Below are 15,558 nucleotides of genomic sequence, written 5' to 3'. Positions count from 1 at the left end.
GCTGCGACGGAATTTACATGTCAAAGATTGGTTATATCCGGGTGTCAACAAATGACCAAAACAGCGATTTACAAAAAAATGCGTTGATAAGTATAAATTGTGAGCAAATTTTTGAGGATAAATTAAGTGGAAAAACAACCAACAGACCTGGTTTAAAGCGGGCTTTAAAACGACTTAAGAAAGGAGATACTTTAGTTGTTTGGAAGCTAGATAGGCTTGGTCGTAGTGTAAAGCATCTGGTCGATTTAGTTTCCGATTTAAGTGAACGTGGCATTCACTTTCAGAGTCTGACTGACAGTATTGATACTGGTACAGCAATGGGGAGATTCTTCTTTCACGTTATGAGTGCACTGGCAGAAATGGAACGGGAGTTGATAGTTGAAAGGACAATCGCTGGATTAATAGCTGCTCGTGCGCAAGGGAGGGTTGGAGGCAGGCCAATAGCATTATCAGTTGCTGAACAACAGCAAGCTGCTAGATTACTGGTAAAAGGTCACACACGTAAACAGCTATCGCTGATTTACAATGTTTCCCTCTCCACTATTTATAAATATTTACCAATAGAGAAAACCAGGCAAGAACAGCTAAAATAAATCACATATTTTGATAAAAAGCGCGGCGCGGAAATTTTATCAATTTAAATGACGCGCTTTTTCAATTTACGCGACTCGCTACACCGGCTCCGTTCTGCCTGTGCGGCAGTGAACATCAAACATGTAACATGTCTTTTATTTCGGCACCTCCGGCCACTCCACATTCGGCGCTTGATTCACATCTACACGAGTCAGCAATACTCTGTACTTTTTCCATTCGAGCAAAGCGGCTTTCTCTGAGTCTGTAGCAACTTCTAAGTCAACAGAGTCTTGCAGCAATGAAAGTGTTTCATTTGCTTGTTGTAACAGTGCTGCTTGTTGTTGCTTAGCTTCATTAATCTGATGGGATTTGAGAAGGTCTTTATCAACTACCCACTCTTTGCCGTTCCACGTATCGAAGTCTGTGGGAGGCTTCTTGAAGGTTAGCGTATCCGGCAGTTCACCGATTTCTGTTATCTCAGTCGGAGCGCGAGTTAACGTGTCGTAAGCGATTTTTCCGCGATAATCAGGAAGTATTTCCCAGCACTTACCGTCTTCACTGCGACAAACAGCTTTATCGTGAGAATCGGGAAGTTGTGGCGCATCGGGATAAGCACCGGCTGATAAGCTGACACCGAGCATGACATACTCAATATCAGAGTTTGTGAATTCTCGTGTGATTTGATTCGAGTGATAAACCTTTATCCAGCCGGCTTGAATCGCTAATCCATCTTTACCCAATACGGCGGTTTCATGTTCTAAAGAGTATTTCTGTTCTGTCATTATGCTGCTCTCACTATGTAGTTAAATGCGACGTTGCGGGGGCGGGTTTCGTTTGCAGTACGCGCGACTCGTGATGCGTCGAAATTCCAATCTCCACTGCTGTTGAATGTTCCACCCACGTGACCTGACACCGTTTCATTTCGAAATATCGCTGTAAAAGCCCCGCTTGCACGCGGAACTTCAACACCTTTATACATACCGAGTGACCCGGTAATATTTTGAAGTGCGTCACCCTGCCACGACCCGCACACTCGCCCCGGATCTACCCCTCGGCTATCATCCCATCCCCGGATAAACTCGCCTCTTAAATCAGGTACTTTGCCATCAGGATAAGCTTCTGCTAGCTTTGGATATAAAGACTTATCGAATGATTGACCGTTGCACGTAAGATAACCGGCTGGCGTGTATCGATGGGGGTACGGAACGGGGACGCCGACAGGGACTGCAATATCACTTGTATAGGCGCATTCACCGCCCAGGATTTCTTTACTCGTTGAATTTGAAAATCGGCCATACAGCCGCCCAGAGCTATCAACCCAGATTTGCCCGTAGTCATTATCGCCGACGCTAATCCCGCGCGCGTAGTCCACTGTGCGGCTCCCTCTAAAAGGGCCGTTATATCCCCAGTCAGGTATCTTGTCGATAGACTTAAGCGCTGGCAAAGCCCCCACATCCCCCGCACTCAAACTGATATCCCCGGTCAGCGCCTTGCCGTTCACTTTCCGGCTGCTCGGTACGGCATTTCGAGCTTGTGCCACGGTTTCCGACAAGCCGAGGTTTTTCACAAACGCATTTTTATCGGGAATGTCTGCGCCGTTTTGGTTTTTGGACAATTTGCTATTTGCGTTGTCGTTGACATCAGAAACAAGCTTTTGTGATGCAGCTAATGCACTGCTGTTGCCGAGTTTATCTGTTAGTTCAATACCTCTTTCAGCCGCAATACTTTTAATTGCCACAGCAAGTTGATTTAATTTGCTTTTGTCGGGCTTAATGCCCGCTTCTTGCAAAACGGCAAGTAATTCGGCTTGCACAATGTTAAACCATTCCTGGCCGGGATAGCTGACAGCAAGGCCCGCACCACCATTCGTAAACCAGAGTGGGTTAGGGTTACTCGCGGGCGTAATGGGCGGCATCACACTAACGCCCGATGGATTATCAAGTCCAAACATCGTTAATCCTCATGATAAATAAATACAAATTCAGTTTCGGCGGGGGCATATCGTTCTAATAAACACTCAAGGTCTGCCGCGTCAGCAACACGCAAGCGTTGCTGACAATTATCCAGTACAGTTGAAAAACGCATTGTCTTTTCAAAAACATGAACAAAAATACGAAACCAATTCTTTTCAGGGTAAATGGGATAGTTGCATCCCCGCAGGCAGTGATGCGGGTAATGCTCCTCGATTTTGATGCGATAGCCGCGTTCTGCGGCCAAGTGTTCATAAAATTGATTACAAAGACTACCCGATATGACCAATTTTGCTTTTACTGCCTGCCGGCGACTGTCAATCGTTGACTCATCGTCAATGCTGCAATCTGGAAGCCCGGCAAAGTCTTCCCAATCTTCAAGCAGCATAAAAGCCCGGTCGGCATAAATTTCATTTAAAATAGCGTCATTGAGCACGTCGATACGGGTAAATTCTTCGCCGGAGGCAAGCATTAATTTACCCAAATCGCTATCGGGATCTCTCACCCAGGCTTTGCCGACGGGCAGTAAATCAAGACCGGATTTTTGATAGTCTTTGGCTGTCATTGCCATTCGATACCTCCCAGCACGAAAATCTCATTCTCTGCCGCATATACGTCAACAACGGGCGAAATCACGGTATTATCAATTTCGCCAGGAGCATTAGAAATTGCCGCTCGCATTTCTGACAGCAAAGCCAGCCCGCCGTGGGGCAGATTTTCCAGATAGCTTTTCAGACTGGTTTTTACGGCATGGCGGACCGTTTCAGTATTCGGCGATAAACGAATGCGAAAATTAATGACTTTGGCAACAGGGCTTTCAACAATTAATTCCGCGCCTGTTGTTTTGCCTTCCGCTTGGTTTGTGACAGGGTTGATATGCCCGGTCAGGTATTCTTTCACTCTCGTTAAATCACCATCACGTGGGAATATGTTTGTTTCTTCGTCCATCACGAATAAAACGCCAACAGAACCATATCCCCGGTAGCGCGGAATACACCACGCCCGAGTAACCCCAGCGCATTCCTTTGCCCAGCGTTCGTAGTCGTATCTATTGCCGCCAGAAGGTGGATATTGCACTCTAAACAACAAACGAGAACGCAGTGAGTCCATCGATTCCAGTTCTGCACCGCCACCGATGTACTGACTGATCGCTTGAGTTTTCACACCCACCACCGGCGAAACTAACTCAAATTCAACACCAGACGCGGTATTGCCCTGCCTGCCGGGGCAATAGCAATAACAGAAACCAGGGTTTCCCCAGGAGCCACATATATATCATCGGCAGACTCAAAAACAACACTGTCTGGGCGCTGCCAACGTGTCCCTTTTGGTATCAAAGTTTCATTCAGTACAGTCGCTGTAATACTCCCTATCGCCTGGGTGGCGGGTTTACGCCATACCCCCCAGAACTCGCAATGTTCAAGCAGCTTGTCATCGTCTGAAAGATGCGGAACAACCTGTCGGCTAGTCCATGCGAGATGGTCATGCAATCCGGCTGCGTTACCCGCATTAGCAAAAGCAATTGCCCCCGTTGTACTGAATGCAGAACGGGCAAAGGTGCCGGGTAAACGACTTTCAATATCTGACTGAGTGCGAGCCAGTAACACGCTAAGTGAGGGAGCTTTATACGGCATTTAAATCACACTTAAATGAGCTTTAAACGACAATGGCAACACACTGCCGTTGAATAGAGTAATAGTCACTGTTAACAGTAAAATCCCGCGGGCGGGGGCTGTGGCAGCAACATTGATTTGCTTTGCATGGTTATCTTCAATCAACCAGGCCAGCGCTTCTTCTGCATAGGCTTTGGCACGATGCAAAACCGATGACAACTGTTTCTCTCGTGATAACAACCACAAACGGCTGCCGATTGGCCGCGCATTAAATGAGTCTCCCCACCAACCGCGTTTGTCAGTACCGGCTCCCGAAGGGAGTTCGTCAGAATCCAGCGCCCTACGGTCAGTAAACAAGGAAATAATGACCGCGGTAGCTAATGAGTTATCCAGCACAATATCAGCACTCTCGATAACAATGTCAGCGTTGTTGGTTTGCCATTGAAGCGCGATGTCATTCATTGTGGTTTGCTCGTGCTGTATCCGTCGTGTTCAGTGTGAATATGGTCTTTACCGCTGGTTGAGCCTGACATATGATTGGCGGCTGAACTCACACCTTTTATATCAACATTGCCTGTAAAGCGGGTTTGGGGCGTGTCAAACACGATTTCATCCGCCATAACTTCCAGCCGTTTGCACTGAATGCGAACAACACCATTTTCAGTCAGTAAAACATGATGCCCTTCCAGGTGATAAAGCGCACTGTCTCCCGCCTTTAGCTTACCCATACGACTGTTTTTATTATCGACGGCAATCGCAACAAGATGCTGGCGAACGCCGCTGACAGACAAGACAATCGCTTCACTGCCCGCGGGCGGAACGCTGCTATGACCATAGTTTTGAAACCGTTCTACATCGTCAGCAGCTTCATCAGCAAGCAGGGAAACCTGCAAGTTTTGTTGTTTCAGCGAGTCATTGACAATATTAACCACGCCTCGCGAAATCAGCAGCCGGACACGGCGCTGAATGCTGGCGGTGAGCTTATTAATCTGATTAATCATTTCCATACCCCATTATTGGTTTTGGGTTCAGGCTGGGCGGGTTCGTTAAAACCCTCCCGCGGCATCAGTTCAAGCTTTGTTACTGTGCCGGCATCGTTATCGAGCGTATAATTCACCGAGACAATCAACAATTCTTTCTCATTCAATCCGGCTGGCTGGGCGTTTAACGTCACCCGTTCGTTAGGCTGCCAAAGCTGGCCGTCTGGCTTGAACCAGCCTGTCACCCCAACCGTGGCGGTTACGCCATGCGCCAATGCACGCTTCTGTTCCCACGAGCCACGCGCATTACCTTTTGCGGCAGTCAGGTTATCGTCAGCAAGAATAATTGTCGGGCGATAGCGGGTAATTTCAGCATCACGCACATCAATATTAATCGCGGTAGATTGTGCCGGGGTTTGGGTTTCACCCCATAAACCGCCGGCGGCATTACTGCCCTTAACGCGGTACAGACTGAACCGGTCAACCCAGGACAGGCAAGCGTCAATGGTTTGAATCTTCACGCCCTGACTGTCTGCCGGCCCCAGCACTAAGACACCGGCTTTTTCCGTGCCGGCAGTGGTAAAAACCAGTTCACCAAGGGCATTACTGGTTACCAGCACACCACGATGCCGGGCCGCGCGGGAAAGATTATCAAATACAGTTTCGCCGGGTTCAATTTGCCACTGCTTGAATACTGTTGCTGCTGACGCTGCTTTAACTTCCCAGCGAACAGTCACACCAAACGGCTTGCACAAGTCTTTGGCGATAGTTTCCAGGGTGACATTACGCCACTGGCCTTTACCATGAATGGCCGCGCAATCGACTAAATCACCGGTTTTATCCCGACCAGATACCGAAATAGTTCGCTCGTCATCAATACTGGTTTCCACCGTATCCACATAACCTGTAATTACCCGCTGACCGTTGATTTCAAGCTGACAAGATTGACCCGGTATCAGTACCAGTGGTGAGTCACTGCCTTTAACTGTGACGCCTAACGAAAACTGACCGGCCATATCTTCCAGGCTGCGGGTGACATCCAGTGTTTTCCAGCCTGAATAGATTTTGTTACCCAAAATTAATTCAATCGTGTTAGCCATTGATGACCTCGATTTCTACGCCGCCGGTCACGAACGCCGGGTGTCGGATACCGTTGCGGCGGATAAAACGGTCCAGTTGCCGCACATCACCGGTTTCACGGTAAAGTGTCACTAAAGCCGGTTCCGTCCCCGCCAGCGCAATATGTCTGGCACTAGGTAACGCCCCCGCCGTGGCTTGCATTTGCTGCACAAAAGTAATGCGAAAATCCCGGAGCTGATTTGAGGTCTCAAACCAGCCCAAATCACCGGTCGCTATCAGTAACTGCATCAGCTCGTCATCAAGCTGTACGCTGGCTTTGCGGGTATCATCCAGGGTTTCAATCAGAGGAATGGAAATTACCGGACCCTCGGATGACTGAGCATTAACGGCTGACAGAGAAAAAACGGTGTAAGACATTCCGGCCAGAGTTAATGAAGGTGCCGGCGGTTTGGTTTTCGCGGCTTCTGTCGCGGCGTTTAACACTAACTCGGCGAGTTGAGCCGCAATAAAAACGGTGGTTGTGGTATTAACCACATGCTGTAAATGCGCCACTGCCGGCACATTCGGTTTTGATTGTACCTGAATACTGCTGCCGGTTTTACGTAACGCCCGACTGGCAACCGCCGGTGGAGCAACTTCCGCCATGCCACTGACTAAATTAGCAATATCATCAAAGAGTTGATGCGGGGCATTAACCAGGTTCTTTAAGGAACCTTTCAGCGCTAACGCAGACCCCAACAACTGGTTCATACCAGAGGTGGCCGGTAAACTGCGAATACCGTTAACAATGGTGTTAACTGTGGCTTCAACCGTATTCAGCGTATCCGTGACTTTAGCGATTGCGCCGGTTACGGTATTCCATGCTGCTGTGACATCGGACAGAACGCGGTTCGTCAGGCTGTCGCTGTTCAGTTCGGGCTTGTGTGCTTCAACTGGGGCTGTTTTATCCGCTGCCGGCACAAAGGTGACCGAGAACATCGCAACCCCACCGGTATAGCAGGATTCCCGCACGGTGTAGGTTTCGATTTGAATCCGTTGCTTACCCCAGTAGGGATGATCGATTTCGCCGGGTTCGGGGGCTTCAAGTGCCGTTATCAGCGCATCACGCTGATTAAAGTAATCATCACCAAATACCACCGCGGTAAATGAGTACTCGCGCGTAGTCAGCCCCATATCTTCTGTTTCGCCATCGTCCCTCAAGGGATATTCATGACGGACAACGCGACGACCACCGGTCAGCGTTGCATCATCAATAATATAGAAAGTCTGACCGCGAAAGGTTCCCTTACCGTTACCGACGCGGCTGCGCCATGAATTGTCATTAAACAGTGTCATAACCTGGTCAAAATCAATTTCCATCAATAACTTTTCCCGTAGCTGTAACCTGTGTTCACTCGCAAATCGACATTCTCAGCCTTGACTGATTTCGTTTTCGCTTTGATATCCCCAGTCGTTTCAACCTGAATAACAATCTTCCCCTCTGGGGATTTTTGCGGATTTTGCTGCGGTTGGGGCTGCGGGTTTGCAGGTTCTGCCAACGACGGGGGAGACTTCTGCTCCCAATTTCCGGTTAAATAAGGGGAGGGTTTGAGTCCTTCATTAACTATCTGATCGTTACGCTTATACCACCACTCCTTGAGGCTAACCGGGAATAGTTTAGAGCCGCGTTCTTGACCGTTCTTATCGTATGCATGAGGGTATTTTTCACGCATCTGTTCAAAATACTTATTAAGATTTTTACTTGCTTCTTCGGATGACAACAAGGGCAGCGCGACGGTTGATGTAATTGCCGCTCCGCGGAGCCTGCCTTTTTTTGATTTAAAGATATCATCAGGGCCAGTGGCATGATTATTGTTGTGCTGGTCTTGCCAGTTCGTGACATAAACGGGCACCACATCAGCACCGCTTAATGTTCCCGAAGAGGTATCCCCGCCTGCTGAACCCGCTGGACCGCCCTTAATATATTTAGCAAAATTGTATACCCCTTTACCGGCGCGATACACATAACGCGCCGCCACAGCCGCCCCTATCGCATACGCGGCTTTTTCAACAGCAGCGGCGTATTTGTCTAGTTCTTCCGGCGTCAGCGAATGAATGGCATCGGCCAGGTCTTGAACCGGCTTAGCCAGCTTTAACTGCGCAAATCGTTCCCCGGTATTCGCTAGAGACGTTAATGCACCATTAAACGTCTGGACATTCTGCGTGGCTTTTTTCTCCAGCAATCCCTCTTCAATATTATTTGGGTGTGCGAGTTTTTTTACCAAATCTCGTTTTTTGGGATCAGCAAAAACCATGGCCAGTTTCAGGGTGTCGCCATCAAAAACATCTTTTAAATTGTGTTCCTTATTTTTGGCTGCATTACTGATTTCAAATGCGAGATCAGCAGGGTGTTTTAGCTGCCCATTTTTATCTTTTACATTAATTCGGCCTTTTCGTTTTAAAATTTTCTGCTTTTCTTTATCATTAATAACGTCGTAAAAACCCTGCATGGCAGAAACTGCCTGCTCTGGATCATTGAATTCGGCATTAGCAATACGCAGCATTGCCAGCATTTGCTGCTGGTCTAACTGGGATTGCCATTTTGTATCTTTTCCCAATCCCCTTAATGCGGCCAGTTGATCACCGATATTGCCCGTTCCCTCTTTGCTGGCAGAAACTACACTGTCCAGCCATTTTCGCATTTTCTCTGGGGACTTAAAGCCAACATTAAACATCCCGCCCAATTCATTCCCGGCAGCACTGGCTTCCATTTTGATCCCATTGATACTGAGCGCGATATTGTCCAGTTGCGCTAACGTGGCCTCAAAATCATTCGTTTTGCCCAGGAAAGCTTCTGCCCCGGTCGTTAAATCGGAAGTGCTGAGTTTACGATGCGCGGCCACTTTGGTTACTGCGGCATCCAGTTTCATCACCTGGTCGGCCGTCAGATTATAGGTTGTGCCCAGTTCGGTGATGGTCTGCTGATGGTCGGCAACCTGTTTCCCTGCCATTGCCAGCCCGCCGCCGGTGACGAATCCCACCATGCGGTTATCAAATTTATCCAGAATACCGTTCGCCCCCGTGACCGCACTGGAAAACAGCCGCATTGAGCGACTGCCCTCTGTGCCGAACCGGCGGATACTGGCCCCGAATTGCCGGGATTTTTGCGTCACATTGCCGACCAGATTAACAATAAATTCGGCGCGATTTTTCGTTGTCACTTAACGTTTCTCCAGCCAGTGTGAGTACAGCAATAGTTTCGGCAACGGTAAGGCCAGCGCCCAGGTTGGCCCACTTTTAAGCCGGATACCGACGGATAAGGCAGTGCGCTCGATAGCCCGAACGCACTGCAAACTATCGCCCCTCGTCGGCCACCTGTTTCATGGTTTCCATCGCGACATGACGCTGTAAACCAGCCTGGCCGGCGATTAACTCCAAATCGTCCTGATGCAGTGTTTTTAACAGTGCCATCGGGATCGGGCCGTTGATGTTTCCGACACGCGCGATAGTGCGGCGTAACAGCTCATAGCCCATTAAGGCGGGACTGGAGAGCAGCGCCGGGCCTTTTTCCGTCATCACGACCCGCTCACTGGCGGTTTCGGCATCAATCAAATCGCCGGCGGTGAGCTGGCGCAGCTCGACATCAAACTGCTTTTCGGCCTCGTCATCCTGGCCGTATTGCAGGCCGTGCTTTAACTGAAACATGGTTAAATTTCCTTACATTCAATGCCGATAAATTCAGCGGAGAGTTCACCCTTACTGGTCAGGGACACATTGCCGTCACACCAGGCATTGGCGAGCATAAAACGCTCGCCGGTGTCACATTCAAATTCAATGGTCGCATCCACCATATTTTTAATCACAAACAGACTGACGCCGGGACCTTGTGAAATAACACAGCTCAACCGGGCCTCCTTTGGTGTCTGCTGCCAGCCGTAAACCCTGGCGCCGATAACCGGGTCGCGGGTTACGCCGCCCGGCGTCAGTTGCGCGCCGTCCTTGGTTGGAATCTCTTTGCCATTCAGCCGGATATACGCAATACCGGTGTATTGATAGGGGCTTGCCATATTTTTCCTTATTACAAAATAAACTGGATAGCGTGAGCGTAAATACGGAACTGATTAACCAGATTCGGGTTACTACGGACATTAAGCCGATTGCGATCATTGCTGTCGCGTTCAACAATCAGCGTCGTTTTGAAAGCGTCGAAATCTTCCACCAGACCGGCAAATTCATGTTCGGTAAATAAGGCTAACAACTCCGTTCTGATGACTGACGGCGTGACTATCGCCTGACCGGCACTAAACGGCGTGCCGTCGTTAGCCAGCTTATGGCGCGGGTATTTTTGCGTGATACGCACCCGGGTTGAGTAACGCAGATACGAAAGTGTCGCGATAGTCTCAACATCCAGATAACTGGGGTCGGGGTCGCCGAAGCTGTTTTGGCGATACATCGTTATCATACGCTCGATCTGCACGACATTGCCCGCCGCGACATTGAATGTTGACATCCCGTCATAAAGCAGCAAGTTACGTTCATTCAGTGCCCAGCGGTCACTCGCGGCAGGCGGCAAAATACCGGGCAGTTGCAACGTTTGAAGCGGGCGGGCCGGGTCAATACTCAGTGAACCCACCGCCACGCCCGCCAGGGTGGACGCCCAGATATAAGTTGGCTGCGGCGAAATACCCGTTGCCATCGTTGAAAACAGATAATCATTGCGTAACGTCCCGAACGTTGAAGCTTGCGCCAGTGTGCCGCGGTAGGCCAGAAAGCACATCCCGTCAATCATCCGCAGCGGTCCCCAGCGGGTTTTCAGCTCATCACGCAGTAAATCGAGGTTCGGTGTATCCGTGAAGGGGTTAACAATATAGTTCCACCAGGTATCGCCGAAAGCGGTAATGGCGGCCGCTAAATCGGGGTTGCCCGTGGCCCCACCCATCGGGGTGATCGCTAAATTGATGCCCGCCGGGAGCATTTCCCCGTCGTAGTAGTTGATCCGGACATCAATATCATTACCGGTTTCACCTCCCCATTTGGCCTTCAACATCACAGTATCGGCCAGGGCTTCCGCGCTCGCCGTCACCGGCAACTTTTCATTTGCGTTAATCGCCTCGCGGATTTTGCCAGCCATCGCGCCCGCATCATCACCGGCTTTCACCGTAACACGCACAGGAACGCCGGCTATCATCAGCGCAATTTGCCCGGTTTGGGCCACCTTACCGATAAGCTGAATTTTCCCCTCAGCCTTGACGCCATCGTCAGTATCGTCAAGGGCGAGCGCCCACAGTTCAGCAAACGCGTTGCCTTTGATAAATGACGCCGCCATTTCAGCCAGCATCGAGCCACGGCCAAATGCGGTTTCGGCGGCGCTGGCAGAAGTGACACGAAAGGGTTGCCCGGCGGGCACCCGTCCGGTTTTCATACGCAATCCTAAGAGCAGCGTTTTATGCAACATCTGCGGTGTGCCAGTCACTGCGGCGCTGTTATCAAATTCGATATAGCACAGCGGCACCCGAATATTGGATGGGATTTCATTAAATGAGAGAGCCATTTATTGCGCTCCTTTTTTCGTTGATACAGCAGGAATTTCAACTACATCACCCTCTTTCAGGCGACGTAACCAGTACCCAATACGCGGCTTTTTATCGCCTTTTTCAGCCAGGGGTTCGTAGGTCTCAGGGTCACGAACAACCAACCCCGGTGTGGGTTTAATATGCAATTCAGTCATGGTTTTCATTTATCCTGAATAGGTAAATCAATAAGGGCTTCCTGCTCAGGCGTCCCCGCTGGCTGCCCCCATTGCTGATAATGCGTTTCATAATCGTCTAAATCGTCAATAGCCATTGGGTCCGGCAACGGTTGCGGCGCATCAAAATACAGCCCATACACCGCTACGCCTGCCTGACTTTGCGTATCGCTCCACAGGTTGCCAACCTGAGTCAGTGTGAAGTTACCCGCCGGGGCAATCCGGCGGTTATTCAGCCAGGCGGTGAGTCGTTCAACAATCTGATAAATGCCCGGCGCCTGGGTTTGCCGACCATTTAACACGCTGGCGCTGACAAAGACGCCCCAGGTGCTAATCGCGGTATGACGTATCTCGCCCTGGCGACTGCCTAGCCAGGCAACGTAAACCGCCGGCGCGGTATTGATAATCAGCTTGACGGCGCTGTCGCTCCACTGGCCGGGGTGGGTATCCACTTTGCGCAGTGTCTTACCAAACAACTGCTGAATACCCGCCAACAATGCATCTGAAATATCACTGGTGATCGAGGCCGGTGTCTTCATCAGATAAATCCCCGCGATTTCTCGCGCTGCCAGACGCTACCCGCGCTGGTGATTTGCGCAATATCACCGCCCTCGGGGCGTTCAGCCTCTTTACTGAGGCCCAAACTCACATCCCCGGCGGCGACTTTTTCCAGCAGACGGATCGCATCTTCACCGTCTTTCGTGGCTTTTTCTGTTGCCGCGCCGTCTTCAAGCGCAAACCGCGCCAGCACACAGGCCACTCTGACCAGAACAGACGGAACCGTTTTCAACGGCAATGTCGCGCGACTGTCGATATAGCCGTCAATCGTCGCGCAAGCATCATCCAGCGCCGTTTGTATCAATTGCTGACGCGCCATCGTCAGTTCGTCATCAGTTAATGCCGCCCAGTTATCAATCTTGACATCCGTCAGCGTGTTCAGGCTGTCACGACTGTAACGCGCGTACATATCAGCAAGCCGGGCATAACTCATTTATTTACCCCGCGCCAGTGCCGCCGTGATTTCATCAACGGTAATATCGTCACCGACGATTTCACGCCATTTTTCCAGACGCGGCGTACCGCTTTTGGTGAAAAAGACCAGCGGGTCTGTTTCCTGTTCGGCACACATCACGGCTCCTAATAGCTGCTCATCACGGCTGGGCTGATAAGACCCGGTTAACGTAGCTGTATCATCTTGATGAGCCAGCCGCCTCGGTTCGTCATTATCGGTATCTGTCGTAATAACCGTGACAGACAGACGGGGATCAGCTTCCAGCGCCTGGCGCTGGTCAACATCAACGGCCGGCAACGTGTTTTCTCCCCGAACAAGCACAAACCCGGCACGGCGATAGCCATCATGGGCGGTATTAACCACGCAAACACCCATTGTTTCGGCGTTTTCAGCCATTGAAATTTTCTCTGACATAACATTTCATGTCCTTTAAACAGGGTTTAAACGGGGTTAATACCCCGTTTAACAGGGGATTAGAGGTAGTCCGCTACAATCAGCTCAAGGCGGCCCTTCATTTCATTGCTGACAGTGCCGCCTTTGGCGTCTACGGTCAGTTCACGCTCAAGGAGCTGGGTTGCTTCTTTTTCCATGGCCGGCGGCACAACCAGATGAGTAGGCCGGATAGCCAGCGGGCGGCCTCCGTCCGCTTTAAACTGACGCATGGCGGAAATCACCGACCAGACGTTGTCCGCAGTCAATGACGCTTTAGCGGCGTAAGCCAGTTGCCAGAATGAGTAACCGGCCTCGCAACGGGTATCGACACCGTATCTGATAAGCTTGCGCATAAAGTTCTGCTCATCATCGACTTTATCCATCGCCACCAGTTCCGGCGCTTTACGCTGCTGGAAAATGACCGGCTTAATCGCGCGGGAATTATCGAGCACAAACCACGGCAGCCCTTTGTAGCTGCCGTCAGTTAAGATATTGCTGACCGAGTTGGCTTCACCCTTACCATCGACTGTTGGGTAGACCGGATGGTCGGCATCAAAGAAGTTCTGTTTGTCGTAACACAAACTGGAGAAGCCGTTTGACAGCGCACCGAAGACCAACTCATCCGGTTGTACACCGGCGGCACGGCCCATCTCCGTAAACAGCGGCGAGTAAATGCCGACGTTATCGTCTTCAATGTCATCCCGATCAACGCCCACTGTGCCTTCGAACGGCCGGTTAATGATTTGATAACCGTGCGCCTGCATGTCGTTAATAACGCGGTCACCAATCCATTCGCGCATACCAGGGAATTTTCCCAACCAGCCGTAAGTGTTGGATTTTGTTGTGCTGGGCACGACGGTCGCGATTTTTTCATATTGACTCGGCGCGTCATCCAGACCGTTTTGAAAATCGCCGTTCCAGCCAGTGAATAACGCTTTAATCAGCGCAGGGGTCACAATCGCCATTATTTGGCTCCTTTTTGTTTACGTTTCAGGAATTCGGTTTCAGATAACCCTTGAAGACGGGCCGCTTCTTTTTCAGATGCGGACAAAACGGCCATACGCGATGGGGTTTTCGTTCTCAGTGTTTGGCGGCTGGTGAGTGCCGTAATGCTGGTACGGCCCGCAATGGCGGCATTCAGTGCTGCAATACCATGTTGTCGCGCTAACGTCCGCAAATAAGGGACCTCCGCCGCGACAACCCGCCCTTGTCTGCGGGCCGTGGTAATAATCGACTCGGCACTTTGTGCGCCGGAACGGGCATTTAATACTGCCGCACGACGGGCCAGAATTTGATACGCGCGAGCAGGAACAAATTGAGTTAAATCCACACCACTCAATGCAGCGTCTTCTAAGATTTGCTCCGCTTCGGTGATATCGGCGGCGGCATCATCAACGATATCAGTTACCCCGCTGGTGACGCTGGCAGGATCTGCGGTGTTTTCAATCACGTCCTGCGTATCAACAGCGGCTTGCGCCGAGGCTTTCAATGTTTCAATCGCGGACAACGCCTGATTCAGTAAATCACTGAGCGCGTCCTCGCTGAGTTCGGCGGTGTCGTCGGGCAGTTCAATACCCAACTGCTCCAGTAACTGGAGTAGAATGTCATTCATAAAGGTATCCTCAGATTTGGGGAATAAGTCAGATGCCGCGAGTACGGCCAGGGATTGCATGCCGGTTAAACCGGGGTCGTTGGTGAGCGCACCCATCCTCAAATAAAGGGGATGGCCCAGTTCGTTATAAGGAAATACGGCGGACAGATAAGCCCATTCGCTGTTATCGATGGCGGTTTGAGCCGCAGGCGTTAACGACAGGCGAACAAACAGCCCCAAACCTTCGCGCCACTGCATATCTGTTGCGGGATTTTTCAGCCACGCCGCGGCAATAGCGTCTTTGCACGCAGCAGCATCTTCATCCTGTTTTAATGTCACATGGTTGTAATCAAACAGCACGGGCTGACCGATGGCCGCTGTAGCAGCAATAAACTGTTCAGCAATGTTGGTATCGATAAACCACTGCCCGCCAGGCACATCGTCCGGGCGACCATCCCGGGCGCTGAAATGCCCGGCGGGCAGGAGTTGATACCAGCCATCGGCGCTGTTTGAAATCACGGCACTCAAAATGGCGACACGTTTTTTTGGGGTGGGTATTCTGGTTTTCATATCGCCATTTTG

General features: G+C 50.6%; 19 protein-coding genes and 1 pseudogene. 1 reads left to right on the top strand and 19 read right to left on the bottom strand.

Annotation, left to right across the window (positions count from 1 at the left end):
• Positions 1-17: 17 nt before the first annotated feature.
• Entirely contained in the window at positions 18-593 is a 576-nt protein-coding gene (locus TI10_RS04455; RefSeq protein ID WP_049581970.1) for a recombinase family protein, read from the top strand.
• Positions 594-728: 135 nt separating this feature from the next.
• Here TI10_RS04455 and TI10_RS04450 read toward each other — a convergent pair whose 3' ends face one another.
• The 19 genes and pseudogenes from TI10_RS04450 to TI10_RS04365 all read right to left on the bottom strand — a co-directional run bounded on the left by TI10_RS04450 (position 729) and on the right by TI10_RS04365 (position 15,546).
• Positions 729-1,355: a tail fiber assembly protein gene (locus TI10_RS04450; protein ID WP_049582008.1), complete on the bottom strand. Its 627-nt coding sequence runs from the start codon at positions 1,353-1,355 to the stop codon at positions 729-731.
• Entirely contained in the window at positions 1,355-2,524 is a 1,170-nt protein-coding gene (locus TI10_RS25665) for a tail fiber protein (protein WP_075262241.1), read from the bottom strand. Before TI10_RS25665 ends, TI10_RS04450 begins: the two co-directional genes overlap by 1 nt.
• A 2-nt stretch (positions 2,525-2,526) precedes the next feature.
• Positions 2,527-3,114 carry a YmfQ family protein gene (locus tag TI10_RS04440; protein ID WP_049582007.1) on the bottom strand — a complete coding sequence of 196 codons (588 nt, stop codon included), beginning with the start codon at positions 3,112-3,114 and terminating at the stop codon, positions 2,527-2,529.
• A pseudogene (locus TI10_RS04435) lies at positions 3,105-4,177 on the bottom strand (baseplate J/gp47 family protein). The gene TI10_RS04440 and the pseudogene TI10_RS04435 overlap by 10 nt, the downstream one beginning before the upstream one ends.
• Positions 4,178-4,618 (bottom strand): phage GP46 family protein, encoded by a 441-nt coding sequence (locus TI10_RS04430; RefSeq protein ID WP_049582006.1) that lies wholly within the window; start codon positions 4,616-4,618, stop codon positions 4,178-4,180. It lies immediately after the preceding pseudogene.
• The gene (locus TI10_RS04425) at positions 4,615-5,157 is read right to left on the bottom strand and encodes a phage baseplate assembly protein V (protein ID WP_049582005.1); all 543 of its coding nucleotides are present in this window, start codon (positions 5,155-5,157) and stop codon (positions 4,615-4,617) included. The genes TI10_RS04430 and TI10_RS04425 overlap by 4 nt, the downstream gene beginning before the upstream one ends.
• Positions 5,154-6,236: a phage baseplate assembly protein gene (locus TI10_RS04420; RefSeq protein WP_049582004.1), complete on the bottom strand. Its 1,083-nt coding sequence runs from the start codon at positions 6,234-6,236 to the stop codon at positions 5,154-5,156. Before TI10_RS04420 ends, TI10_RS04425 begins: the two co-directional genes overlap by 4 nt.
• Positions 6,229-7,575 (bottom strand): DNA circularization protein, encoded by a 1,347-nt coding sequence (locus TI10_RS04415; RefSeq protein WP_244161503.1) that lies wholly within the window; start codon positions 7,573-7,575, stop codon positions 6,229-6,231. Before TI10_RS04415 ends, TI10_RS04420 begins: the two co-directional genes overlap by 8 nt.
• A complete protein-coding gene (locus tag TI10_RS04410) occupies positions 7,575-9,416 on the bottom strand; it encodes a hypothetical protein (RefSeq protein ID WP_049582002.1) in 1,842 nt (613 codons plus the stop codon). The genes TI10_RS04415 and TI10_RS04410 overlap by 1 nt, the downstream gene beginning before the upstream one ends.
• The gene (locus TI10_RS26325; protein ID WP_279615310.1) at positions 9,417-9,548 is read right to left on the bottom strand and encodes a hypothetical protein; all 132 of its coding nucleotides are present in this window, start codon (positions 9,546-9,548) and stop codon (positions 9,417-9,419) included.
• Position 9,549: 1 nt separating this feature from the next.
• A complete protein-coding gene (locus tag TI10_RS04405; RefSeq protein WP_049582001.1) occupies positions 9,550-9,900 on the bottom strand; it encodes a phage tail assembly protein in 351 nt (116 codons plus the stop codon).
• A gap of 2 nt (positions 9,901-9,902) precedes the next feature.
• Entirely contained in the window at positions 9,903-10,262 is a 360-nt protein-coding gene (locus TI10_RS04400; protein WP_049582000.1) for a phage tail tube protein, read from the bottom strand.
• A gap of 11 nt (positions 10,263-10,273) precedes the next feature.
• Entirely contained in the window at positions 10,274-11,746 is a 1,473-nt protein-coding gene (locus TI10_RS04395) for a phage tail sheath subtilisin-like domain-containing protein (RefSeq protein ID WP_049581999.1), read from the bottom strand.
• Positions 11,747-11,923, bottom strand: coding sequence for a DUF2635 domain-containing protein (locus tag TI10_RS04390; protein ID WP_074525116.1), 177 nt, complete (start codon positions 11,921-11,923; stop codon positions 11,747-11,749). It lies immediately after the preceding gene.
• 5 nt (positions 11,924-11,928) lie between these two features.
• Positions 11,929-12,480, bottom strand: coding sequence for a DUF1834 family protein (locus TI10_RS04385; protein ID WP_049581997.1), 552 nt, complete (start codon positions 12,478-12,480; stop codon positions 11,929-11,931).
• Positions 12,480-12,932, bottom strand: a complete 453-nt coding sequence (locus TI10_RS04380; protein ID WP_049581996.1) for a gp436 family protein — start codon at positions 12,930-12,932, stop codon at positions 12,480-12,482. Before TI10_RS04380 ends, TI10_RS04385 begins: the two co-directional genes overlap by 1 nt.
• Complete coding sequence (locus TI10_RS04375) at positions 12,933-13,367, bottom strand: HI1506-related protein (RefSeq protein WP_049581995.1); 435 nt, start codon at positions 13,365-13,367, stop codon at positions 12,933-12,935.
• A gap of 59 nt (positions 13,368-13,426) precedes the next feature.
• A complete protein-coding gene (locus TI10_RS04370) occupies positions 13,427-14,350 on the bottom strand; it encodes a Mu-like prophage major head subunit gpT family protein (protein WP_049581994.1) in 924 nt (307 codons plus the stop codon).
• The gene (locus TI10_RS04365; RefSeq protein ID WP_049581993.1) at positions 14,350-15,546 is read right to left on the bottom strand and encodes a phage protease; all 1,197 of its coding nucleotides are present in this window, start codon (positions 15,544-15,546) and stop codon (positions 14,350-14,352) included. Before TI10_RS04365 ends, TI10_RS04370 begins: the two co-directional genes overlap by 1 nt.
• Between the last annotated feature and the right edge of the window lie 12 nt (positions 15,547-15,558).

Origin of the sequence: Photorhabdus luminescens subsp. luminescens, from assembly GCF_001083805.1 — a bacterium.
GTDB lineage: Bacteria > Pseudomonadota > Gammaproteobacteria > Enterobacterales > Enterobacteriaceae > Photorhabdus > Photorhabdus luminescens.
Note: the sequence above shows the minus strand (reverse complement) of the source record. Positions and strands in the feature narration are given on the sequence as shown.